Source organism: Achromobacter xylosoxidans, from assembly GCF_001457475.1.
GTDB lineage: Bacteria > Pseudomonadota > Gammaproteobacteria > Burkholderiales > Burkholderiaceae_B > Achromobacter > Achromobacter xylosoxidans.
In genome coordinates this window covers 2,515,016-2,536,350 of record NZ_LN831029.1, presented here as the reverse complement: position 1 = coordinate 2,536,350, position 21,335 = coordinate 2,515,016, and the positions used below count along the sequence as shown (strand labels likewise).

21 protein-coding genes are annotated in these 21,335 nt (G+C 70.1%); 10 read left to right on the top strand and 11 right to left on the bottom strand.

Annotated features, from left to right (window positions below):
* Window positions 1-109: 109 nt before the first annotated feature.
* Window positions 110-1,072 (top strand): LysR family transcriptional regulator, encoded by a 963-nt coding sequence (locus AT699_RS11460; RefSeq protein WP_024068561.1) that lies wholly within the window; start codon window positions 110-112, stop codon window positions 1,070-1,072.
* Here AT699_RS11460 and AT699_RS11455 read toward each other — a convergent pair.
* The 7 genes from AT699_RS11455 to AT699_RS11425 form a co-directional block, all read right to left on the bottom strand.
* The gene (locus AT699_RS11455; RefSeq protein WP_024068560.1) at window positions 1,059-1,403 is read right to left on the bottom strand and encodes a hypothetical protein; all 345 of its coding nucleotides are present in this window, start codon (window positions 1,401-1,403) and stop codon (window positions 1,059-1,061) included. The genes AT699_RS11460 and AT699_RS11455 overlap by 14 nt on opposite strands.
* Window positions 1,404-1,477: 74 nt before the next feature.
* The gene (locus tag AT699_RS11450; RefSeq protein ID WP_006387040.1) at window positions 1,478-1,870 is read right to left on the bottom strand and encodes a PPC domain-containing DNA-binding protein; all 393 of its coding nucleotides are present in this window, start codon (window positions 1,868-1,870) and stop codon (window positions 1,478-1,480) included.
* Window positions 1,871-1,872: 2 nt separating this feature from the next.
* On the bottom strand, window positions 1,873-2,436 hold the full coding sequence (locus AT699_RS11445) for a PPC domain-containing DNA-binding protein (RefSeq protein WP_024068559.1): 564 nt from the start codon (window positions 2,434-2,436) through the stop codon (window positions 1,873-1,875).
* Window positions 2,437-2,494: 58 nt separating this feature from the next.
* Window positions 2,495-3,259, bottom strand: a complete 765-nt coding sequence (locus tag AT699_RS11440) for an SDR family NAD(P)-dependent oxidoreductase (protein WP_006387038.1) — start codon at window positions 3,257-3,259, stop codon at window positions 2,495-2,497.
* Between the two features lie 84 nt (window positions 3,260-3,343).
* Window positions 3,344-4,975: an acyl-CoA synthetase gene (locus tag AT699_RS11435; protein ID WP_024068558.1), complete on the bottom strand. Its 1,632-nt coding sequence runs from the start codon at window positions 4,973-4,975 to the stop codon at window positions 3,344-3,346.
* The gene (locus AT699_RS11430; RefSeq protein ID WP_020927227.1) at window positions 4,972-6,144 is read right to left on the bottom strand and encodes an acetyl-CoA acetyltransferase; all 1,173 of its coding nucleotides are present in this window, start codon (window positions 6,142-6,144) and stop codon (window positions 4,972-4,974) included. The genes AT699_RS11435 and AT699_RS11430 overlap by 4 nt, the downstream gene beginning before the upstream one ends.
* A gap of 44 nt (window positions 6,145-6,188) precedes the next feature.
* Window positions 6,189-7,016: an IclR family transcriptional regulator gene (locus tag AT699_RS11425; protein ID WP_035200224.1), complete on the bottom strand. Its 828-nt coding sequence runs from the start codon at window positions 7,014-7,016 to the stop codon at window positions 6,189-6,191.
* Between the two features lie 235 nt (window positions 7,017-7,251).
* Here AT699_RS11425 and AT699_RS11420 point away from each other — a divergent pair, with 235 nt between their 5' ends.
* The 3 genes from AT699_RS11420 to AT699_RS11410 all read left to right on the top strand — a co-directional run bounded on the left by AT699_RS11420 (window position 7,252) and on the right by AT699_RS11410 (window position 12,461).
* On the top strand, window positions 7,252-8,265 hold the full coding sequence (locus tag AT699_RS11420; RefSeq protein ID WP_024068557.1) for a TRAP transporter substrate-binding protein: 1,014 nt from the start codon (window positions 7,252-7,254) through the stop codon (window positions 8,263-8,265).
* Window positions 8,262-10,154, top strand: a complete 1,893-nt coding sequence (locus AT699_RS11415; RefSeq protein WP_006387033.1) for a TRAP transporter large permease — start codon at window positions 8,262-8,264, stop codon at window positions 10,152-10,154. The genes AT699_RS11420 and AT699_RS11415 overlap by 4 nt, the downstream gene beginning before the upstream one ends.
* 396 nt (window positions 10,155-10,550) lie before the next feature.
* Complete coding sequence (locus AT699_RS11410; RefSeq protein ID WP_024068555.1) at window positions 10,551-12,461, top strand: ABC transporter ATP-binding protein; 1,911 nt, start codon at window positions 10,551-10,553, stop codon at window positions 12,459-12,461.
* 90 nt (window positions 12,462-12,551) lie between these two features.
* On the opposite strand, the gene AT699_RS11405 is transcribed toward AT699_RS11410, so the two are convergent.
* Window positions 12,552-13,181, bottom strand: a complete 630-nt coding sequence (locus AT699_RS11405; RefSeq protein WP_024068554.1) for a LysE family translocator — start codon at window positions 13,179-13,181, stop codon at window positions 12,552-12,554.
* A gap of 132 nt (window positions 13,182-13,313) precedes the next feature.
* Between AT699_RS11405 and AT699_RS11400 the strand changes: the two genes are divergently transcribed.
* Entirely contained in the window at window positions 13,314-13,796 is a 483-nt protein-coding gene (locus AT699_RS11400) for an Lrp/AsnC family transcriptional regulator (protein ID WP_006387030.1), read from the top strand.
* Here AT699_RS11400 and AT699_RS11395 read toward each other — a convergent pair.
* A complete protein-coding gene (locus AT699_RS11395; RefSeq protein ID WP_020927221.1) occupies window positions 13,753-14,457 on the bottom strand; it encodes a DJ-1/PfpI family protein in 705 nt (234 codons plus the stop codon). The genes AT699_RS11400 and AT699_RS11395 overlap by 44 nt on opposite strands.
* Between AT699_RS11395 and AT699_RS11390 the strand changes: the two genes are divergently transcribed.
* Complete coding sequence (locus tag AT699_RS11390) at window positions 14,452-15,423, top strand: GlxA family transcriptional regulator (protein ID WP_024068552.1); 972 nt, start codon at window positions 14,452-14,454, stop codon at window positions 15,421-15,423. The genes AT699_RS11395 and AT699_RS11390 overlap by 6 nt on opposite strands.
* 91 nt (window positions 15,424-15,514) lie before the next feature.
* The gene (locus AT699_RS11385) at window positions 15,515-15,901 is read left to right on the top strand and encodes a hypothetical protein (protein WP_006387027.1); all 387 of its coding nucleotides are present in this window, start codon (window positions 15,515-15,517) and stop codon (window positions 15,899-15,901) included.
* 48 nt (window positions 15,902-15,949) lie between these two features.
* Here the strand turns inward: AT699_RS11385 and AT699_RS11380 are convergent, their stop codons facing one another.
* Together AT699_RS11380 and AT699_RS11375 are read right to left on the bottom strand one after the other, a co-directional pair.
* The gene (locus AT699_RS11380; protein WP_024068551.1) at window positions 15,950-16,672 is read right to left on the bottom strand and encodes an SDR family NAD(P)-dependent oxidoreductase; all 723 of its coding nucleotides are present in this window, start codon (window positions 16,670-16,672) and stop codon (window positions 15,950-15,952) included.
* Window positions 16,669-17,673 (bottom strand): Bug family tripartite tricarboxylate transporter substrate binding protein, encoded by a 1,005-nt coding sequence (locus AT699_RS11375; RefSeq protein WP_024068550.1) that lies wholly within the window; start codon window positions 17,671-17,673, stop codon window positions 16,669-16,671. Before AT699_RS11375 ends, AT699_RS11380 begins: the two co-directional genes overlap by 4 nt.
* A gap of 158 nt (window positions 17,674-17,831) precedes the next feature.
* Here AT699_RS11375 and AT699_RS11370 point away from each other — a divergent pair, with 158 nt between their 5' ends.
* Genes AT699_RS11370 through AT699_RS11360 form a run of 3 tightly spaced genes read left to right on the top strand, consistent with a single transcriptional unit; the run spans window position 17,832 to window position 21,233 of the window.
* A complete protein-coding gene (locus AT699_RS11370) occupies window positions 17,832-18,866 on the top strand; it encodes a cyclase family protein (protein WP_024068548.1) in 1,035 nt (344 codons plus the stop codon).
* A 4-nt stretch (window positions 18,867-18,870) separates the two neighbouring features.
* Window positions 18,871-20,478 carry an AMP-binding protein gene (locus AT699_RS11365; RefSeq protein ID WP_024068547.1) on the top strand — a complete coding sequence of 536 codons (1,608 nt, stop codon included), beginning with the start codon at window positions 18,871-18,873 and terminating at the stop codon, window positions 20,476-20,478.
* Between the two features lie 11 nt (window positions 20,479-20,489).
* Window positions 20,490-21,233: a GntR family transcriptional regulator gene (locus AT699_RS11360; protein ID WP_020927213.1), complete on the top strand. Its 744-nt coding sequence runs from the start codon at window positions 20,490-20,492 to the stop codon at window positions 21,231-21,233.
* The last annotated feature ends 102 nt before the right edge of the window (window positions 21,234-21,335 follow it).

Here is a 21,335-nt window from a genome sequence, read left to right as displayed (position 1 = left end):
GCCGCGGGCGATGGCGGCGCCTCTGCCGGGCGCCGTCCGCGGACCATGATACGGAGCCGCTATCTATAATTCCAATGCATTTAATTCATACAATTCATGCGGTTGGAACATGGACTTCCAGAAACTCAAGCACCTGCTCGCCGTGGTCGAACACGGCACCTTTTCGCGCGCCGCCGACAAGGTCAACCTGTCGCAGCCCGCGCTCAGCCGCAGCATCCAGGCGCTGGAGGCCGAGCTTGGCCTGCCGTTGCTGGACCGCGGCACCCGCCAGGTGCGCCTGACGCCCTACGGCGCCTGCGTCGCCGAACGCGCCCGCCGCATGCGCTACGAGGAAGCCGAACTGCGCCGCGAACTCAAGACCCTGGCCGGCGGCGAATCCGGCGCGCTTTCGATCGGGCTGAGTCCCACGCCCGCCTCGCTGCTGCTCACGCCCTTCCTGGCCCACATGGCCACCCATTACCCACAGGTGCGCGTGGCCGCCGAACTGGGCACCACGGCCGCCCTGGTCGACCTGCTGCGCGCCGAACGCATCGACGCCATGGTTTGCGACGCCCGCATGCTCCATGGCGCCGCCGACATCGAAACCCGCCCCCTCGCCCCCCTGCGCGCCGGCATGGTCTGCCGCAAGGGTCATCCCATCCTGGCCCACCGCCGCCCCGCCATCGAGCACATCCGCCAATACCCGGTCGCCTCCAGTACCCTCAGTCCCGAGGTCGCGCTGCGCCTGGCCGAAACCCTGGGCGCCGCCGGCGCGCCCGAACAGATGGTCAGCGTGCGCTGCGAGAATCTCGACCCGCTGGTCCGCCTGGCCCTCGCCACCGACACCCTGCTGCTGGGCGTCATCTGCGTCACCCGCCAGGAACAGCAGGCCGGCCAGCTCGTGGAAGTACCGCTGCCGCCCGATCCCCAGCGCCAGGGCCACTACGTCCTCGCGCGGCTGGCCGGCCGCAGCCCGCTGAAGGCGCAGGACGCGCTCTACAGCTACACGCAGCAGTGCTGGAGCGGCTTTGCCGGATTTCGCGCGAAGCAGCCGGCGGCGCGGCCGCGGCCAGGGCCGGTCAAGGGCCCGTGACGCGCGTGATCCAGTACGGCGCGAGATAGCCGAGCAGGACGCCCAGCGCGACGGCCAGCAGGTAGCCGTCGATGCCGGCGCCGAGCAGGGCCGCGACCAGCAGGCATCCCGCCACGGCGCAGCCGACCTGCCACAGCGCCGGATAGCGGAACGCTTTCGGCTCGATGGCCGGCGCCCCGATCGCGCCGAAGATGGCGCCGGTCAGCGCGAGCCAGATCACGCTTTCCAACGAATAGCCCGTGGTCCAGCCGCCGATGACGACAAACAGCGCGGCGAAGATCAGGCAGGCCGCAAGGGCCAGTCTGATGCCGGCCGACAGGGTGCGTTTCATGTCATTTTCCTTGGCGCATGGGTGGCCAAGTGTATCCGTCCCGGCCGCCGCATCGCGCCTCACCCGCCCGCGCCTCAGCCGCCGTCCGGCAGCCACTCCTCCAACGTCACCTCGAACGTCATGCAGACAGGGTTCGCCCCCGGGACGAACACCCCGCCGTGCACCCGCCCCGCCGGGTCCGCCACCACCCCCGACAGCGAGGCCACCACCGACCCGTCCGCCTGCGCGCGCACCTCTCCCGCCAGGCTCACGATCTCCACCGCCGGCCCCTCCAGCTGCCGCACCTCCCCGCCGCGCGCATACAGGCAGGCATCCACCAGGCTCCCAAGCGCGCCGCGCACGAAGGCGTTGCGAAACCCCTCCGCCAGGCACAGCTTCTCCACCCCCTGCACCAGATCCTCGTTGGGCCCGATGCGCGCATACGCCACCCGCCCCATGCTTCCGCTTTCGACCTCGGCCGGCATCATCGTCAGATCTCCCGCGGCTGCAGTAGCCGCAAATTGGTTTCGGCGTCATAAGTGGCGCGCAGTTCGAAGCCTTCCAGCGCCGTCACCAGCACCGTCACCGGCGCCGCGCCCACGATCGTGGTCTGCGGGATCAGGTGCCCGCCCAGCAGCGCCCCGCCCTGATCGCAAAACGCCGCGTGACAGTGCACCAGCGGCTCGCCGTTGTCGCCCTTGCCCAGCGTGGCGTTGCCGAAGATCAGCGTGGCCGCGCCCGCCGCGATCGGCGCGGTGTACGCCACCACCCGCAGATGCGCCGGGTCCGGCGGCGCGGTGCAGTAGTCGAGATGGCTGAATTCGCCGCTCAGCAGCGTCATCGAGGCGTTCTCCACGCCCAGCGGCGCCAGGCCATTGACCAGCGCCTCGAACAGGCTGGCGCCGGGCTGCAGCGCCAGCCGGACATGGCGGCCGCGCCGCGCGCAGCGGCTGTGTATCCGGACCGGGTTGAAGGCTCCCGGGTGTATCAGCGTCCTGGGGCGGGGCAATACCGGTGATCCCCGCAACGAACGATCCACGGTGGTGGTTCGCATGATGTGCACTCCGTGCGCTTGTGGCGCAAGATGGGAATGAAAGCTGAAAACGCGGGCGTCAATGCACCGCCGGCAGCATGCCCGCCGCGGTGAAGCCGCCGTCCACACAGATCACCTGCCCGGTCACGTAGCTGGACTGCGACTCGTCCAGCAGCCAGCCGATGGTGCCGTTCAGTTCCTCCGGCGCCGCGTAGCGATGCTGCGGCACCACCCGACGCCAGGCCGCGCGCGCCTCATCCGTGTGCATCTGGCTCACCAGCGGCGTCTCGATCGGCCCGGGCGCGACCGCGTTCACGCGGATGCCGTAGGCGGCCAGCTCCACCGCCATCACCCGGGTCAGCGTCACCACGCCTCCCTTGGAAGCCCCGTACGCCGCCCGGCCCGCGTTGCCGCGGATGCCCGACACGGACGCGATGTTCACGATCGACCCGCGGCCGCGATCGCGCATGCGCCGGGCCGCCTCGCGCGCCACCACGAACGACCCCACCAGGTTCACTTCCAGGATCCGCCGCAGCAACGCCGCGTCGGTCTCCAGGAACGGCACGTCGCGGCCGATACCCGCCGAATTGACCAGCCCGGCGATCGGCCCGAAGTCGGACTCCAGCCTCGCGATCGCCTCGCTCACCTGCGCCTCGTCGGACACATCCATCCGCACGCAGCCCAGCCGATCCGCCGGCGCCAGGCCTCGCACCTCGTCCAGTCGTTCCTGCGACACGTCGGCCACCAGCACCCGGCGTCCCGCGCCCAGCAGGCCACGCGCGACGGCCAGGCCAATGCCCGACGCGCCTCCCGTGACCAGCACCGCTTCCTGCGCTCCATCCATGACTCGGTCTCCTCGTTGTGTGCTCGCGATGTGTTCGCGATGTCCGCACCCTCTTGCGCGGCCGCCGCGCGGCGGCCCCGTTTCCTAGGCAGGCGCCAGGCAGCCCCGCTCGCGCAGGGCCTCGCGCACCAGCTTCTTGGTGATCTTGCCGTAGCCCGACCGCGGCAGCGCATCCCAGAAGAACACCTGGCGCGGCAGCTTGTAGCGCGCCATGCGCGATCCGAGCCAGGCCAGCAGGGCCTCCTCTTCCAGTGTCTCGCCGGGTCGCAGCACGCACACCATCACCCCCACCTCGCCCCACACCGGGTCCGGCACCCCCAGCACGGCCGCCTCCGCGATCGCCGGATGCGCCAGCACCTTTTCCTCGACCTCGCGCGGATAGATATTGGAGCCGCCCGAGATGTACATATCGGATTCGCGGCCAGTGATGTAGAGATACCCCGCGTCGTCCTGGTAGCCCAGGTCGCCGGTGCGGAACCAGCCGTTGCGGAAGGCCTTGGCGTTGGCGGCCGGGTTGTCGTAGTAGCCGGCGAACACCGCCGGCCCGCAGACGCAGATCTCCCCGGTCCGGCCCGCCGGCAGCGGGTTGCCGGCCTCGTCCTGGATGCTGACCTGCATGCCGATGCGCTCGTAGCCGCAGGTCCCCACGCGCGCCTCGGGGCCGTCGCCGTCATGGTGCTGCGCCGGCGGCAGCACGGTGATGTTGCCGGTGACCTCGCCCAGCCCGAAGTACTGCACCAGCACACGGCCCAGCTTGGCCAGCGCGCGCTTCTGGTCTTCGCGGTACATCGGCGCGCCGGCGTAGATCACATAGCGCAGGCTGGTGTGGTCGAAGGCGTCCACCGCCGGATGCTCGACCAGCAGCTTGACGATGGTCGGCACGGTGAACATGTTGGTCACCCGGTGCGCCTGCACCAGGCGCCAGGCCTCTTCCGGGTCGAAGCGCTCGCCCTCCGGCAGCACGGTGGCGGCCGCGCGCGCCACCTGGGTCAGGAAATGGATGCCCGCGCCATGCGACAAGGGCGCCACCACCAGGCTGACGTCGTGTTCGGTGGTGCCCGGCATCAGGTCGCACAGGTGATTGGTCAGCACGAAGGCCATCTGGCCATGCGTCAGCACCGCCGCCTTCGGATGGCCGGTGGTGCCGGAAGTGAAGAAGAACCAGCAGGGGTCGTCGTAGTCCACGTCGACGCAGGCCGCCGGCGCGTCCTGCAGGCGCGCATCGATCAGGGAGGCGGTGTCGGCCGCGCCGAACTCGCCCGGGCCCAGTCGCGCCAGCAGGGCCAGGTCCGGCATGGCCTGCGCCACCGCCGCGGCGTGCGCCGGCGACTGGCCCTCGCACAGGAAGGCCTTGACCCCGGCCGCCCGCGCCAGGTAGACGGCCTCGTCCGGTGAAATGCGGCAGTTGGTCGGCACCCAGACCGCGCCCAGCCGCAACACGGCAAACAGAGTTTCGGCGAACGCGAAGCTGTTGCGCGCGTGGACCAGCACCCGGTCGCCCTTGCCCACCCCGTGCTCGGCCAGCGCCCGCGCCAGCGCGGCGGTGCGCGCGTCCAGCTCGCGCCAGCTCAGGCGCGCCTGGCCGCAGACCAGCGCGGCGCGCGCCGGATGGCGGCGCGCCGCCTGCACCAGGAAATGCGCCAGGTTCATCACCCGCCGCGATACCGGCGCCACGCCGCCGGGCGGCGCCGCGACCTGCTGCAACGGGCCGCTCATTTGACGCGCTCCAGGATGCTGACGTAGTTGGCCACGGCCGCGCCGCCCATGTTGAAGACGCCGGCCAGCGTCGCGTCCGGCACCTGCATGGCGCCCGCCTCGCCGGCCAGTTGCAGGCACGCCATGACGTGCTGCGACACGCCGGTGGCGCCCACCGGATGGCCCTTGGCCTTGAGTCCGCCCGACGGGTTGACGGGCAGGCGCCCGCCCTTCTGCACCCAGCCTTCGCGCAATGCCCGCACGCCATGGCCGCGCGGCGCCAGGCCCATGGCCTCGTACTCGATCAATTCGGCGATGGTGAAGCAGTCGTGCGTCTCCACCAGGCTCAAATCGTCCAGGGTCGCGCCGGCCTCGGCCAAGGCCTCGCGCCAGGCCCGCGCCGCGCCCTCGAAGGCGATGGGATCGCGCCGGCTCAGCGGCAGGAAGTCATTGACGTGGCGCCGCGCGCGAAAGCCGATGGCGCGGCGCAGGTCCGCCGCCGTTTCCGCGTCGGCCAGCACCAGCGCCGCCGCGCCGTCGGAAATGGGCGAGCAATCGGTGCGCCGCAGCGGCGCCGCCACATAGGGATTTTTTTCGGAAACGGTATTGCAGAACTCGAAGCCCAGGTCCTTGCGGATCTGCGCATAGGGATTGTCCAGCGCGTTGGCGTGGTTCTTGGCGGCGATGCGGGCCAGCGCCTCGCCGTGGTCGCCATGGCGCTCGAAATAGGCCGTGGCGATACGGCTGAACACGCCGGCAAAGCCGCCCGGCAGCGTGGCTTCTTCCTTGCGGTAGCTGGCATTGAGCAGGATATCGCCGGTGTCCTCGGTGGAGCGGGCGGTCATTTTCTCGGCGCCCACCACCAGCGCCACGCGGCCGCGCCCGGCCTCGATGAAATCCATGGCCGCGTACAGCGCGGCCGACCCCGTGGCGCAGGCGTTCTCCAGCCTGGTTGCCGGCACATGGGCCAATGCCGGATCGGCCAGGGCCACCAGCGCGGCCTGGAAATCCTGCTTCTGGAAACCGCTGTTCATGACGCCGGCATAGATGCCGTCCACGGCCTGCGGACTCACGCCCGCGTGCTCCAGCGCGGCGCCGGATACCCGCGCCATCAGGCTTTCGGTGTCGGGGTCGTCGAGTTTGCCGAATGGGATGTGCGACCACCCCACGATGACGGCACGCTTGCTCATTGCTGTCTCCTCTGTTGGCAGCCCCGCCCCGCCGGCATGGCGGATCAGGGCTTGGGCTTGGCGGCCGGCGGGCGCGCCCGCGCCTCGCGGCCTGCCGGGTTGGCCTGCGCAAGCAGGCGTTTGGCCTCGCGTGACAACAGCTTGGCCAGCTGGAACTGCCTTTCTTCGTCCATGCGCGATTCGACCGCGGCGATGCTGAGCGCGCCCAGCACATGGCCCTGCTCGTCGCGCAGCGGCATGCCGATGCCCCACGAACCCGGCACCACCAAGCCGCGGTTCACGGCATAGCCCTGTTCTCGCACCTCATCGACCAGCGTGCGGATCAGCGGCACGGAGTAATGCGGATAGCGCCGTTCTATCAGGCCGGCATTGGCCTGCAGGCAGGCGTCGACCTCGTCGTCGGGCAGCGCCGCCAGGATGGCCAGGCTGCCGGCGCCGATGCCCAGCGGATGGCGATCGCCGGGCAACAGCACGTGGGTCTTGAGCGGGTAGTCGCCGTCCTCGCGCAGCACGCAGACCGCGAACACGTCGCGGCGCAGCGAAAAGAAGGCGGAATCACCGCATTCGTGGGCCAGCCGCGCTACCACCGGCGCGGCCAGCCGGTTGATGCCGAAGCGCTCGCTGGCGATGTTGCCCAGCACGTGGCATTCGGGCCCGAGAAAGTAACGGCGGCTGGCGAGGTCCTGCTCGACCATGCCTTCGGCGGCCAGCGCGGCCAGGATGCGGTGCACGGTGGGCTTGCTCATGCCCGTGTCGCGCGTCAACGCCAGCAGGCCCGCGCCTTCGCCGCGGGTGCGCGACACCGCGCGCAGCACCAGCATTGCGCGGGATATCGCCTGGGCGCCACCGACCTGGGATGAGGTCTCCGTCACGTCTCCGCCTGTTTTTTCATCAGGTCCATTTTGTGGACCGTCAATGTGATTTTGTTTTTTCATTCTGCACCAGTTTTATAGATTTACGCTAGCGAATCAATATGATTTAATGAATTTAAGGGTAGTAAGCAGGTCCATATAATGGACCTCATGCAAAGATAAAGCAACAAGCCTGGCAAGGCGCTTTATCCGGCCGTCCTCGACGGCGGCCGGATCTCATAACCAAGGAGACAGCATGAACACGACTCGACGCAACCTCATGCGCGCCGCGGGAGGCGGCGCGCTGCTCGCCCTGGCGCCGTTCCAGCGCACGCTGGCGGCGCCCCAGTTCCGTTACAAGTACGCCAACAACCTGCCGCCCTCGCATCCGATGAACCTGCGCGCCAACGAGGCCGCGCAGAACATCCTCAAGGACACCGGCGGCCGCTTCGAACTGGCGGTGTTCCCCAGCAGCCAGCTGGGCTCCGACACCGACACCCTGAGCCAGCTGCGCGCCGGCGCCGTCGAGTTCTTCACCCTGTCGGGCCTGATCCTGTCGACCCTGGTGCCCAGCGCGTCGATCAGCGGCGTGGGCTTCGCCTTCCCCGATTACGCTTCGGTCTGGAAGGCCATGGACGGCGACCTGGGCGCCCACATCCGCGCCGACATCAATGGCAAGGGCCTGTTCGTCATGGATCGCATCTGGGACAACGGCTTTCGCCAGGTCACCACCAGCTCGCGCGCCATTACCGGCCCGGACGATTTCCGCGACCTGAAGATCCGCGTGCCGGTCAGCCCGCTGTGGACCTCGATGTTCAAGGCCCTCGGCTCGTCGCCGGCCAGCATCAACTTCAACGAAACCTATTCGGCGCTGCAGACCCGCGTGGTGGACGCGCAGGAAAACCCGCTGGCCATCATCCAGACCGCCAAGCTGTACGAAGTGCAGAAGTACTGCTCGATGACCAACCACATGTGGGACGGCTTCTGGTTCCTGGGCAACCGCCGCGCCTGGGAGAAGCTGCCGGCCGACATCCGCGAGGTCGTCGCCAAACACATCAACGCCGCCGGCATGGCCGAGCGCGCCGACGTGCTGGCGCTCAACAATCAGCTGCAGGCCAAGCTGGCCGAGCAGGGCCTGGCCTTCAACACCCCCGACCCCGCGCCCATCCGCGACGCGCTGCGCCGCGCCGGCTTCTACGCCAGCTGGAAGGAAAAATACGGCGGCAAGGCCTGGGGCCTGCTGGAGCAGGCCGCCGGGAGCCTGTCATGAGGGCTGCGCTCACGCATCCGGCGGAAGTGCTGCCCACGGCCGGTGCCGCCCCGGGCAGCCGGCGGCCCTGGGCCATCGCCGCCGACAATGCCCTGGGCCACCTGGTGGAGATTCCCGCGGCCATCCTGGTGGTCGCGGAAATCGTCATCCTGTTCTCGGGCATCGTGGCGCGCTACGTGCTGCACACGCCGCTGGTGTGGTCCGACGAGCTGGCCTCGATCCTGTTCCTGTGGCTGGCCATGCTGGGCGCGGTGATCGCCTTCCGCCGCGGCGAGCACATGCGCATGGGCGCGCTGGTCAATCGCGCCTCGCCCGCCACCCGCGCGCTGCTGGACATGGTGGCGGTGGCGGCGGCGCTGGCGTTCCTGCTGCTGCTGCAGGCGCCCGGCTACGAATACGCTTCGGAGGAACGGTACGTCACCACCGCCGCGCTGGAGATCCCCAACATCTGGCGCGCCGCGGCCCTGCCGGTCGGCACCGCGCTGATGCTGCTGATCGCGCTGCTGCGGCTGGTCGAACGCGCGCAGTGGCGCGTCACCGGCCTGGCGCTGCTGCTGGTCGGCGGCGTGGTGGCCGCCATGACGGCGCTGCAGCCGGTGCTGGCGGGACTGGGCAACCTGAACCTGCTGATCTTCTTCGTCGGCGTGGTGGCGGCCACGGTGTTCGCGGGCGTGCCGATCGCCTTCTCGTTCGGGCTGGCCACCTTCGGCTACCTGTCGCTGACCACCGACGTGCCGATGATGGTGGTGGTCGGGCGCATGGACGAAGGCATGTCGCACCTGATCCTGCTGGCGGTGCCGCTGTTCGTGTTCCTGGGCGTGCTGATCGAGATGACCGGCATGGCCAAGCGCATGGTGGCCTTCCTGGCCAGCCTGCTGGGGCACGTGCGCGGCGGCCTGTCGTACGTGCTGATCGGCGCCATGTACGTGGTCTCGGGCATTTCGGGCGCCAAGGCGGCCGACATGGCCGCGGTGGCGCCGGTGCTGTTCCCGGAGATGCGCGAGCGCGGCGCCGACGAGGGCGACCTGGTGGCGCTGCTGTCGGCCACCGGCGCGCAGACCGAGACCGTGCCGCCCAGCCTGGTGCTGATCACCATCGGCTCGGTCACCGGCGTGTCGATCACGGCGCTGTTCACCGGCGGCCTGCTGCCCGGGCTGGTGCTGGGCGTGATGCTGTGCCTGGTGGTCTGGTGGCGCAACCGCCGCGAAGACCTGAGCGCGGTGCGCAAGGCCAGCGGCCGCCAGATCGGCCGCGCCCTGCTGGTGGCGCTGCCGGCGCTGGCGCTGCCCTTCGTGATCCGCGCGGCCGTGGTCGAGGGCGTGGCCACCGCCACCGAGGTGTCCACCATCGGCATCGTCTATGCCACGCTGATCGGGCTGCTGGTCTACCGCTGCTTCGACGCCAAGCGGCTCAAGCCCATGCTGGTGGACACCGCCTGCCTGTCCGGATCGATCCTGCTGATCATCGGCACCGCCACCGCCATGGCCTGGGCGCTGACGCAATCGGGCTTCTCGACCCAGCTGGCGCAGGCCATGGCGGGCCTGCCCGGCGGCGCGGCCACCTTCATGGCGGTGTCGATCGTGGCGTTCGTCATCCTGGGCAGCGTGCTGGAGGGCATCCCCGCCATCGTGCTGTTCGGTCCGTTGCTGTTCCCCATCGCGCACCAGATGGGCATCCACGAGGTGCACTACGCCATGGTGGTGATCCTGGCGATGGGCCTGGGCCTGTTCGCGCCGCCGTTCGGGGTGGGCTACTACGCCGCCTGCGCCATTGGCCGGGTCGCGCCCGAAGCCGGCATCCGCCCCATCCTGGGCTACCTGGGTTCGATGGCGGTCGGCATCGTGGTCATTGCCGCGGTGCCGTGGATCTCGACGGGGTTCCTGAAGTAAGGCGCCTGGCCGGCGGCCGCGCCCACGTGGCGCGGCGCGCCGGCGCACCTACCGCCGTGGGGAAAAACCCACACGCGAGCATTCCCCCACCGCTCGCGCGGTTGATCCGCCTACACCACTTCTATAGAATCTTCAATTCGGGCCTGTGCCCATTCTTTTTTCCCTTCACCTACACCTGGGAGGCGCAAGATGATGAATCCGCATACCGCCATCCCGCGCGTATCTCCGCGACGCCATTAAGTCGTCGCTCGCGCGGCCCCATCGCCAGACTACCTGGCGACTGGTCCGCCGTGCCCGCCCCAAACCCCTGAACGCAATGCCCGCGCCATGAGGCGCAGGTCGTATCACCTTCTTCCCAAAAGGAAACCGGCGCCTTCGCGTTGCCGGGCGATCGCAATGAATCGAACAAAAATCGATCTGCGAGGACAAGCCTTCAAGGACGTCCTCGGCTTTACCTTCCGCTATTGGCGCGCCCAGCCCTGGCGCACCACCCTCATCGTCGCGCTGGCCCTGTTGTCGGCCGTGGCCGATGTGCTGACCCCGCTGTACGCGGGCCGGCTGGTCGACGCCGTGGCCTCCGGCGCCTCGTCCGACGCGCAGGTCTGGGGCGCGGCCGTCACCGCGTTCTGGCTGCTGATCGCGCTGGGCATCGGCGGCACGCTGCTGCGCCAGGGCGTGTTCCAGAACATCATCGTCTTCACCCTGAAGATGATGAACGGCATGGTGTCCAACGCCTTCTACCGCGTGCAGCGCTTTTCCACCGACTGGCATGCCAACAGCTTCGCCGGCTCGACCGTGCGCAAGATCACGCGCGGCATGTGGGCGGTGGACGTGCTGAACGACACGCTGCTGGTGGCGCTGCTGCCGTCGGTCATCATGCTGGTCGGCGCCACCGTGCTGCTGGGCATCCACTGGCCGGTGATGGGCCTGGTGGTCGGCCTGGGGTCGGTGCTGTACATCGCGGTCACGGCGGCGCTGTCGCTGGGCTACGTGGCGCCGGCGGCGCGCCTGGGCAATGCCTGGGACACGCGTATGGGTGGCGCGCTGGCCGACGCGGTCAGCTGTAACCCGGTCGTCAAGGCCTTCGGCGCCGAGACCCGCGAGGAAGCGCGCCTGGACCGCGTGGTCGACAAGTGGCGCCGCCGCACGCGCCGCACCTGGATCCGCGCCACGATCAACGGCGGCATCCAGGGCGCGATGCTGGTGGCGATGCAGGCCGGCATCCTGGGCGCGTCGCTGCTGCTGTGGTCGCGCAACCAGGCCAGCGTCGGCGACATCACCTTCGCGCTGACGATGTTCTTCATGCTGCAGGGCCACCTGCGCGACGTGGGCATGCACATCCGCAACCTGCAGCGCTCGGTCAACGACATGGAGGAACTGGTGGCGCTGGAGAAGCAGCCGCTGGGCGTGGACGACCGCGCCGGCGCGGGCGAGATCCGCGTCACGGCCGGCGAGATCCGCTTCGAGGACGTGACCTTCCGCTATGGCCGGCACGACGTGGCGCTGTACGACCGCTTCTCGGCGCGCATCGCGCCGGGCGAGCGGGTCGGCCTGGTCGGGCATTCGGGTTCGGGCAAGACCACGTTCATCAAGCTGATCCAGCGCCTGTATGACGTCAACGGCGGCCGCATCACCATCGACGGGCAGGACATCGCCCAGGTCAAGCAGGCGTCGCTGCGCAGCCAGATCGCCATCGTGCAGCAGGAGCCGGTGCTGTTTCACCGCACGCTGGCCGAGAACATCGCCTATGCCCGCCCCGGCGCGACGCAGGCCGAGATCGAGCAGGCGGCGCGGCTGGCCAGCGCGCATGACTTCATCATGGCCCTGCCCAAGGGCTACGAGACGCTGGTGGGCGAGCGCGGCGTCAAGCTGTCGGGCGGCGAACGCCAGCGGGTGGCGATCGCCCGGGCCTTCCTGGCGGACGCGCCGATCCTGATCCTGGACGAAGCCACGTCGAGCCTGGACAGCGAAAGCGAGGTGCTGATCCAGCAGGCCATGGAACGCCTGATGGTCGGCCGCAGCACGCTGGTGGTGGCGCACCGCCTGTCGACGGTGCGCGCGCTGGACCGCCTGCTGGTGATGGACCGCGGCCGCATCATCGAGGAAGGCAGCCACGACCAGTTGATCCGCTTGAAAGGCGGCCTGTACCGGCGCCTGTTCGAGCGCCAGGCCCTGGAGCTGACCAAGGGCCTGACGCAGGCGGAGATGCTGGCCGACGGCGCCCGCCCCGTGCCGGCGCGCGCCGATGGCGAAGACCAGGACCAAGGCCAGGACCAGGACGAAGCGTCCTTCGCCTTCGGCAAGTAGGCAAAAGGCCTGACGCAAGTCAGGCCTTTTTTTCTTTGCCGCCGGCGCGTCCCGCATGCGCCGCCCGCGCGGCCCCCGTCCTGCGCCGCCTCAACGATTCAGCGTCAGCCGCAGGCCGAAGGCGATCAGGGCGCCGCCGAACACGGCGCCCTCCCATTTCTGCACCCGCGGATGCGCCGCCATCCAGCGCCCCAGCGCGCCGCCAGCCAGGGCGCACAACACGTCGAAGGTCAGCCCCAGGCTCACCAGGATCACGCCCAGCAACGCGAACTGCCGGCCGATCGGCCCCTGCGCGGGCGACACGAACTGCGGCAGCAGCACCGAGCAGAACAACAACGCCTTGGGGTTGAGCACGTTGGTCAGCACCCCGCTGAGCAACGCCGCGCCAAGCCCTTTGCCGCGCGCGGCCGCCTGCGCCTCGTGCGCCACGCCGTACGACATGGGACCGGCGCGCAGCAACCGCAAGCCCAGCCAGATCAGGTAGCCGCCGCCCACGGTGCGCGCCGCGTCGAAGGCCCACGGATGCGTCTTGAACAGCGCCGCCAGCCCCAGCGCCGCCAGTGTCACGTGGGCGGCGCGCGCCAGGGCCAGGCCCACGGCCACCGCCAGCGCCTGGCCGCGCCCGCGCAGCGCCCCGGTTTCAAGCAGCAGGATCATGTCCGGCCCCGGCACCACATAGACAATCAACAATGCCCCGAGAAACAACGCCATATCGGCCATGAGCCACGCTCCGTGCAGCAGGAAATGGCGATCATTCTAGGGAAAAGGCATCGGCATGTGCTTGCTATTCCTGCCAACAGGAATAACATGATTGGCATCTTGGACCAATCAAGCCCTCCAAAATTTCATTCCATGCCAAAACGCCAATTGGACGCCTATGACCGGCGCATTCTCGAGGCCCTGCAGCAGAACGGCCGCCTGACCAACGTCGAGCTGGCCGAGCAGATCGGCCTGTCGCCCTCGCCCTGCCTGCGGCGGGTGCGGCTGATGGAGGAAGCCGGCGTGATCCAGGGCTACGAAGCCCGGCTGGCGCCGGACGAAGTCGGGCTGGGCCTGACCGTCTTCGTCGGCGTCAAGGTCGAGCGCCACCACGAACGCGACGCCGAGCAGTTCCGCAAGGAAGTCTGCGCCCTGCCGGAAGTGGTGGCGGCGCACCTGGTGTCGGGCGAATCGGACTTCCTGCTGCAGGTGGTGCTGCCCGACCTGCGCGCCTACGAACGCTTCCTGCTGACCACGCTGCTCAAGCTGCCAGGGGTGAAGGACATCCGCAGCAACTTCGCCATCCAGACCGTCAAGCCGCAGAGTCCGCTGCCGCTGGACCACCTGGGGCATTGAGCGCGGCCTGGCGCACCTTGGCGCTGCGCCGCTCGAAGCGCGCCTGCGACTGCGCCAGGTACTGCCGCACGATGTCCGGTTCCGAGGTCCTGGGCGTGCCGCCGGGAAACGGCGGCTCGGGGTCGTATTCGATCTGCAGCTGGATCAGCTTGGCGACCTCATCGCCGCACAGCGTGGCCACCACCTTCAGGGCCATGTCGATGCCCGACGTGACGCCGCCGGCGGTGAAGACGTTGCCGTCCACGCACAGCCGCGCGTCGGTCGGCACGGCGCCGAAATGCGCCAGCAGTTCGCGCGCGCGCCAATGGCTGGAGGCGCGCTTGCCGCGCAGCAGGCCGGCCGCGCCCAGCAGCAGCGAACCGGTGCAGATGCCGAAGACGTAGCGCGCGCCCAACGCCTGCCTGCGCGTGAAGGCTACCCAGTCCGGGTCGAGGATGGCATCATCCGTGCCCGGCCCGCCCGGCACCACCAGCAGATCGCAGGGCGGCGCCGACGCCAGCGTCTGGGTCGGCACGAAACACAGGCCGCGATCGCTGCGTACCGGATCGGGCGATTTTGCGACAAAATCGACGCTGAACCCGGGCGCGGCGGCGAGCACCTCGTAAGGCCCGGTCATATCGAGCTGGGTCAGCCCTTCGAACAAGAGAATATTGACATGCACGACGATGCTCCTTCGCAGAATGGAACCGCCAGCGTAGACCGACAGGCCGGCGCGCGTGCGCCAAATGGCGGCACGATCGCGCCAAAACGCATTGTCTTCCTGCTGTACGACGGCTTCCAGCCGCTCGACCTGGCCGGGCCCTGGCAGGCATTCAGCGGCGCCAACGACGAAGGCGGCGCCGGCTACCAGTTGAGCACCGTGGCGGCCACGCCGGTGGTCGGCACCTGGGACCAGGGCCTGCGCATGCAGGTCAACGCCACCTTCGCCACCGACGACGACGCGCCGATCGACATGCTGTTCGTGCCGGGCGGCCCCGGCATCGACCAGGCCGCCGCCCATGGCGAAACCCTGGCCTGGCTGCGCCGCCGCAGCCCGCAGGCACGCCGCACCTGCAGCGTGTGCACCGGCGCCTTCCTGCTGGCCGCTGCCGGCCTGCTCGATGGCCGCCGCGTCACCACCCACTGGCGCTCGGCCGACCGCCTGCGCCAGCTGCATCCCGGCCTGAAGGTGGAAGACGACCGCATCTACATCGAAAGCGGCGCCGTATGGACCTCGGCGGGCGTGACCGCCGGCATCGACCTGGCGCTGGCGCTGATCGAGCGCGACGTGGGCGCGCGGGTGTCGCAGGACGTGGCGCGCCGCCTGGTGGTCTTCATGCGGCGCGACGGCGACCAGCGCCAGTACAGCCAGTCGATGCGCCTGCAGGACCGCCTGGCGGCGCCGTTCCGCGACCTGGTGGAGAAGATCGAGGCCAGCCTGTCGGCGCGCTGGTCGGTCGACGACATGGCCGACGCCTGCCATATGTCGCGCCGCACCTTCCAGCGCAAGTTCGCGGCGCATTTCGGCGTGACGCCGGCCGAGGTCCTGCGCCAGTTGCGGCGCGAGCGCGAAGGCGCCCTGCGCGCGGCCGGCAGGGCCTCGGACAAGGCCGTGCGCCATGCTCTCGGGGCAGCGGGCCGGCCGTAGGGCCTGTCGCGCCAAGACAAACCTTGCGCCGGCGTTGCCGCGGCGCGCGGACTGCCCCTATCATCCCGTCCAGGCCCGTTTCCCATACGCCATGAGCGAATCCGCCCCGTCCTCCCCCTGCCCGGAATGCGGCCAGCCCCAGACCGTCACCGAACAGGGGCTGAGCCTGATCGCGCGCTGCGGCGGCTGTGGCTGGATGGTGGCGACCACCAATCCGCACCACCCGATCATGGACCGCACGCCCTACACGCTGCGGGTGCGGGCCGGCGACCTGCCCACGGCCAGCGCCGTCGCCCGCCTGGCGGTGGCGCTGGGCATCGGCGTCAAGCGGGCGCGCGACCTCATCGCGCAGGACCTGCCGGTGGCCGAGAACGTCCTGGCGCTCGAGGCCATCCGGCTGCACGGCGTGCTGGCCGGCGCCGGGTTGCAGGTGGGGATCACGCCGCCACTTCGCTGGCCGCTGGAGCGCCGCGACTGACGCGGCGGCGCCCCGCGGCCCGCGCGAGGCGCCTTGCCGTGTGAACGCCTACCCGGCCAGACCGACCGACATGCCGCCGCAGACGTACAGCACCTGCCCGGTCATGAAGCCGGCGCGCCGGTCCAGGAACGACGACACCGCATGCGCCACGTCCTCGGGCCGGCCGATGCGCCCCACCGGGATGGCGGCCTCCAGCGCCACCGTCCTGGGGTCGCCCGGCGGGTTGGACTGGTCGAACAACTCGGTGGCGATCGGCCCGGGCGCCACGGTGTTGATCGTGATGCCGGCCTTGCCCAGTTCCAGCGCCCAGGTGCGCGTCATGCCCACCAGGCCGGACTTGGTGGCGCCGTAGACCGTGCGGCCCGGCTTGCCCAGGCCGGCGCGGCTGCCGATGTTGACGACCCGGCCATAGCCGGCCCGGCGCATGCCGGGCAGCAGCGCCTGCATCAACAGCAACGGCGCGGTCAGGTTCACCGCCACCATGCGCGCCAGTTCATCCTGTGTCACCGCCTCGATGTCGGCGACCTGGATCACGCCGGCGTTGTTGACCAGGTGCAGCACCGGCCGCGCCGCCGCCAGCGCGGCGGCCGCCGCGGCCGTGGCGGCGGCATCGCCCAGGTCCACGGACTGGAAGGTTTCGCCCGGCAGCGCCGCGTCCGGCGGCCGACGGCTGAAGTTGACGACCTCGAAGCCGTCCTGCAACAAGCGCGCGACGATGGCGCGGCCGATGCCCCGGCTGCCGCCGGTGACCAATGCGATGGGGGTTGTCATTGCGCCGTGATTCCCTTGTCCTTGATGAGGCCGCCCCATTTGGCGCGTTCCTGCCTTTCGAACGCGGCCAGGTCGGCGCCGAACAGCGTGCCGGGCCGCGCGCCCATGGTGGCGAAATTGGTGGCAATGGCCTGCGAGCCCAGGCCGCTGCGCGCCGCCTCGATCAGCTGGCGCACCACCGGCTCCGGCGTGCCGCGCGGCGCGTACAGGGCGAACCAGGCCGTCACGTCAAAGCCCGGCAGGCCGGACTCGGCCACGGTAGGCAGGTCGGGCAGCGAGGCATCGCGCGCCGCCGACGTCACCGCCACGCCCCGCACCAGGTTGCCGTCCTTGATCTGCGCCAGCGCGCCGGGCAGGTTGTCGAACAGCAGGTCGACCTGGCCGCCCGCCACCGCCGGCAGCGACGCCGAGGTGCCCTTGAACGGTACGTGCAGCATGGTCACGCCGGCCATGGCCTCGAAGTAGGCCCCGGTCAGGTGCACCGACGAACCGATGCCGGGCGACGCATAGGTCAGTTTCTTTTCCTTGTTCTGGCGCGCCGCCTGGATCACGTCGGCCACCGTCCTGTAGGGCGACTTGGCGCTGACGGCGATGACGTTGGGCGTGGTCGACACCAGCGCGATCGGCACCAGGTCGCGCTCGGGGTCGAACGCCATGTTGTTGTACAGGAACTGGTTGATGGTCTGCGTGCCGATGGTGCCCAGGCCCAGCGTGTAGCCGTCGGCCTTGGCGCGCGCCACGTAGGCCATGCCGATGTTGCCGCCCGCGCCCGGCTTGTTCTCGACCAGCACGGTCTGCTTCAGGCCCGGCTGCAGCGCGTTGGCGATGGCGCGGCCGAAGATGTCGGCGCCGCCACCCGGCGGATACGGCACGACCACGGTGACGGGATGCTCCGGATAGCCGGCCGCCTGGACCGCATAAATCGGGGCCGCGGCCAGCACGGCCAGCGCCGCCGTGGCCAGCGCGCGCCGCCCGGCGCGCCTGTGCAGGGAATGCGTCATGGATCTGTCTCCTCGCGAATCCGCTTGGCGCGGATTTCTTCTGGCTCCGCCTCGGGGCGGATGCTGTCGATGGGCGCCCGCGGAATGCGGACACTTCCTATAGTACGTAAATACGTACTATATTCACAAGAACGCGAAAAACATACCGGAGACAAACCATGAAACGCTGGACGCGCCGTCCCGAGGGATCGACCTGGGGCGATTTCGGGCCTGACGACGAGATCGGCCGCCTGAACCTGCTGACCGAGGAAAAAGTGCTGCAGGCGGTGCGCGAGGTGCGGACCGGCAAGGTCTTCTGCCTGTCGCTGCCGCTGGACCTGCCCGGCGGCAACGTGCTCAACCCGCGCCGCCACCCGCCGCAACTCAAGCCCACCTTCCGCGACGGCACGCCCTACCTGAACTTCGCCATGGCGCGCCTGCAGCCCGACGCCGTCGACGTGCTGTCGGACGACCAGGTCACGCTCAGCCTGCAGTACTCGACCCAATGGGACGGCCTGTGCCACGTGGGCGCCCAGTTCGACATCCAGGGCGACGGCCAGGCCCGCCGCGTCTACTACAACGGCTATGCCGCCGGCGTCGACGTGTTCGGCGGCGAGGACGCCGGCCCCGACGCCTGCTGCCCGCCGGGCGGCTCGTATGCGCGCAGGCTGGGCATCGACCGCTATGCCGAAAAAGGCATGCAGGGCCGCGGCGTGCTGGTGGACCTGGCGCGCGCCTTCGGCCCCGGCCGCACGCTGGTGGGCCATACCCAGCTGCAGGCGGCGCTGCGCGAGCAGCGCGTGGTGGTCGAGCCGGGCGACATGCTGGTGCTGCGCACCGGTTTCGCCGAAACGCTGGTAGAAATGGCCGGCCAGCCCGATCCGCACCAGCTGGAGCAGACCGGCGCGGTGCTGGACGGCGCCGACCCGGCGCTGCTGGACTGGATCACCGACAGCGGCATCGCAGCGATCTGCGCCGACAACTACGCGGTCGAGGCCTATCCGGCGCGCACCACCGGCCCCGGCCATTCGATCCTGCCGCTGCATCATCACTGCCTGTTCAAGCTGGGCGTGCCGCTGGCCGAGCTGTGGTACCTGAAGGCGCTGGCCGACTGGCTGCACGCACAGGGCCGCAACCGCTTCCTGTTGACCGCGCCGCCGCTGCGCCTGCCGGGCGCGGTGGGGTCGCCCGTGACGCCGATCGCCACGGTGTGACGCCATGACGCAATCCTCCCTCCTCTTTTCGCAACACCTCGACGCCCTGGCGGCGCGCCACCCCGGGCGCCCCGCCCTGATCGACCGCGACCGGGCCATCAGCCACGCCGAACTGCGCGCGCGCAGCCGCGCCCTGGCCGCCGGCCTGGCGCGCATCGGCGTGCGGCCCGGCCAGCGCGTGGCCGTATGGCTGCCCAATTGCGCCGCCTGGGTCGAGACCTTCCTGGCCTGCGCCCACCTGGGCGCGCTGGCGCTGGCCGTCAACACGCGCTTTCGCTCCCTCGAACTGGCCGACATCCTCGGCCGTGGCGGCGCCGACTGGCTGGTGTTCTGGCCCGGCTTCAAGGGTATCGACTTCCAGGGCATCCTGGACGGCGTCGCGCCCGAACACCTGGCGCGGCTGCGAGGCATCGTCGCCGTGTCCGAAGCGGACGAACCCGCCGCCGCGTCGCTGCGAGGCAAGCCGGTGCACCGCTACGCCGACCTGCGCGCCTGCGCCGACACGCCCCCGCCGCCCCAGCCCGACGCCGGCGTGCTGTGCTTCACCACGTCCGGCACCACCTCACAGCCGAAGTTCGTGCTGCATGACCAGGGCACCCTGCTGCGCCACGGCGCCGCGGTGGCGCAAGCGTTCGGCTACGACGACGACAGCCGCGTGCTGGCCAGCGCGCCGTTCTGCGGCGCGTTCGGCTTCGCCACGCTGGCGGGCGGGCTGGCGCGGGGCGTGCCGGTGGTGTGCGCGCCGGTGTTCGACGCGGCCGAATCGGCCGCCGCGATCCAGCGCCACCGGGTCAGCCACACCTACGCCAACAACGAGGCGCTGGTCGCCATGATGCGCGCGGCCGCGCCCGGCGCATTCGCCTCGGCGCGCCTGTTCGGCTTCGCCAGCTTCACGCCGGCGCTCGACCACATGCTGGACCTGGCGCGCGCGGCCGGCGTGCCGCTGACGGGGCTGTATGGGTCCAGCGAACTGATCGCGCTGGTGGCCGGCCAGCCGCGCGACCCCGCCGAGGGCGACGTGGCCGCGCGCCACCAGCCAGGCGGCACGCTGATCTATCCCGAGGCGCGGGTGCGGGCGCGCGACCCGGCCAGCGGCGCAATCCTGCCGCACGGCGAATCGGGCGAGCTGGAAATCCTGTCGCCCAGCCTCATGCGCGGCTACCTCGACAACCCCGAGGCCACCGCCCGCGCCTGCACCGACGACGGCTACTTCCGGACCGGCGACCTGGGCTACACCCTGAACCCGCGCCAGTTCGTGTTCCAGACCCGCATGGGCGACTCGTTGCGCCTGTCCGGCTTCCTGGTGAATCCGGTCGAGATCGAACAGATGGTGGAAACGCTGCCCGGCGTGCGCGCCTGCCAGGTGGTCGGCGCCACCCGCGACGGCAAGACCGTGCCCTACGCCTTCGTGCTGCTGCGGGAAGGCGCCAGCGCCGACGCGACCGGCTGGACGGCGGCCTGCAAGCAGGCCATGGCCGGCTTCAAGGTTCCCGCCGGCTTCACGGTGCTGGATGCGTTTCCGTCCGTGGAAAGCGCCAATTCGGTCAAAATCCAGAAACACCGGCTGCGCGAGATGGCCGACGCCCTGCTCGCCGCCCCCGCTACCTCCTGACCGATCCGACCATGCCCGCGCGCCCGCTTTTCTCGCACAGCCCTCAACCGCTCTACCTGCAGGCGGCGGCGCTGTTTCGCAGCCATATCCAGAACCGCACCTGGCGGCCGGGCCAGCAGATCCCGCCGCTGGAAGCGCTGATGGAAACCTATGGCATCTCGCGCGCCACCATCCGCCAGGCCCTCGGCCAGCTGGAACAGGACGGCCTGATCCGGCGTTCGCGCGGGTCCGGCACCTTCGTCAACGCCGACCTGCCGGAGACGCCGACGCTGCTGATTCCCAAGACCTGGGCCGAGACGGTCGAACTGAGCAACCAGCTGGGCACGGTGTCGCTGGTGGAGTCGAGCGCCGATTCGCCGCTGCCCGACACGCTGGGCATGCCGTGCGCGGCGCAGCGCGGCGGCAGTTTCCAGTACCTGCGGCGGGTGCACACCACCGAGGCCGGGCCGTTCTGCTATAGCGAGGTATTTCTGGAAAGCAGCCTGTTCCGCAAGCATCGCGCCCGCATCCAGAAAAGCACGGTGGCGCCGGTGCTGGACCAGTTCTACGGCGCCCGCATCAGCGAGGCGCGCCAGGTGCTCAATGTGATCGAGGCCGGCCAGGAGTCGGCCGAATCGCTGCGCATCCCGGTGTCCTCGCCAGTGGCCGAACTGCGCCGCTACGCCTGCATCGACGGCCGCGTGGTGTATTTCGCGCGGCTGGAATTTCCGTTCCGCAAGGTGCGCATGGAGTTCGACCTGTTGAGCCAGCGCTAGCGCCACCGACCTTCCCAGGAGACTTCGCCGGCCGACGCGCGGCCGGCGGCGCACGCGCCAACCCGCGTTCGCCCGCTGTTCCCGACCCATCACAAAAGCGCG

Coding starts and splice junctions, on each gene's coding strand:
- AT699_RS11460 (WP_024068561.1), top strand. CDS start 110: ATGGACTTCCAGAAACTCAAGCACCTGCTCGCCGTGGTCGAACACGGC.
- AT699_RS11455 (WP_024068560.1), bottom strand. CDS start 1,403: ATGAAACGCACCCTGTCGGCCGGCATCAGACTGGCCCTTGCGGCCTGC.
- AT699_RS11450 (WP_006387040.1), bottom strand. CDS start 1,870: ATGATGCCGGCCGAGGTCGAAAGCGGAAGCATGGGGCGGGTGGCGTAT.
- AT699_RS11445 (WP_024068559.1), bottom strand. CDS start 2,436: ATGCGAACCACCACCGTGGATCGTTCGTTGCGGGGATCACCGGTATTG.
- AT699_RS11440 (WP_006387038.1), bottom strand. CDS start 3,259: ATGGATGGAGCGCAGGAAGCGGTGCTGGTCACGGGAGGCGCGTCGGGC.
- AT699_RS11435 (WP_024068558.1), bottom strand. CDS start 4,975: ATGAGCGGCCCGTTGCAGCAGGTCGCGGCGCCGCCCGGCGGCGTGGCG.
- AT699_RS11430 (WP_020927227.1), bottom strand. CDS start 6,144: ATGAGCAAGCGTGCCGTCATCGTGGGGTGGTCGCACATCCCATTCGGC.
- AT699_RS11420 (WP_024068557.1), top strand. CDS start 7,252: ATGAACACGACTCGACGCAACCTCATGCGCGCCGCGGGAGGCGGCGCG.
- AT699_RS11415 (WP_006387033.1), top strand. CDS start 8,262: ATGAGGGCTGCGCTCACGCATCCGGCGGAAGTGCTGCCCACGGCCGGT.
- AT699_RS11410 (WP_024068555.1), top strand. CDS start 10,551: ATGAATCGAACAAAAATCGATCTGCGAGGACAAGCCTTCAAGGACGTC.
- AT699_RS11405 (WP_024068554.1), bottom strand. CDS start 13,181: ATGGCCGATATGGCGTTGTTTCTCGGGGCATTGTTGATTGTCTATGTG.
- AT699_RS11400 (WP_006387030.1), top strand. CDS start 13,314: ATGCCAAAACGCCAATTGGACGCCTATGACCGGCGCATTCTCGAGGCC.
- AT699_RS11390 (WP_024068552.1), top strand. CDS start 14,452: ATGCACGACGATGCTCCTTCGCAGAATGGAACCGCCAGCGTAGACCGA.
- AT699_RS11385 (WP_006387027.1), top strand. CDS start 15,515: ATGAGCGAATCCGCCCCGTCCTCCCCCTGCCCGGAATGCGGCCAGCCC.
- AT699_RS11380 (WP_024068551.1), bottom strand. CDS start 16,672: ATGACAACCCCCATCGCATTGGTCACCGGCGGCAGCCGGGGCATCGGC.
- AT699_RS11375 (WP_024068550.1), bottom strand. CDS start 17,673: ATGACGCATTCCCTGCACAGGCGCGCCGGGCGGCGCGCGCTGGCCACG.
- AT699_RS11370 (WP_024068548.1), top strand. CDS start 17,832: ATGAAACGCTGGACGCGCCGTCCCGAGGGATCGACCTGGGGCGATTTC.
- AT699_RS11365 (WP_024068547.1), top strand. CDS start 18,871: ATGACGCAATCCTCCCTCCTCTTTTCGCAACACCTCGACGCCCTGGCG.
- AT699_RS11360 (WP_020927213.1), top strand. CDS start 20,490: ATGCCCGCGCGCCCGCTTTTCTCGCACAGCCCTCAACCGCTCTACCTG.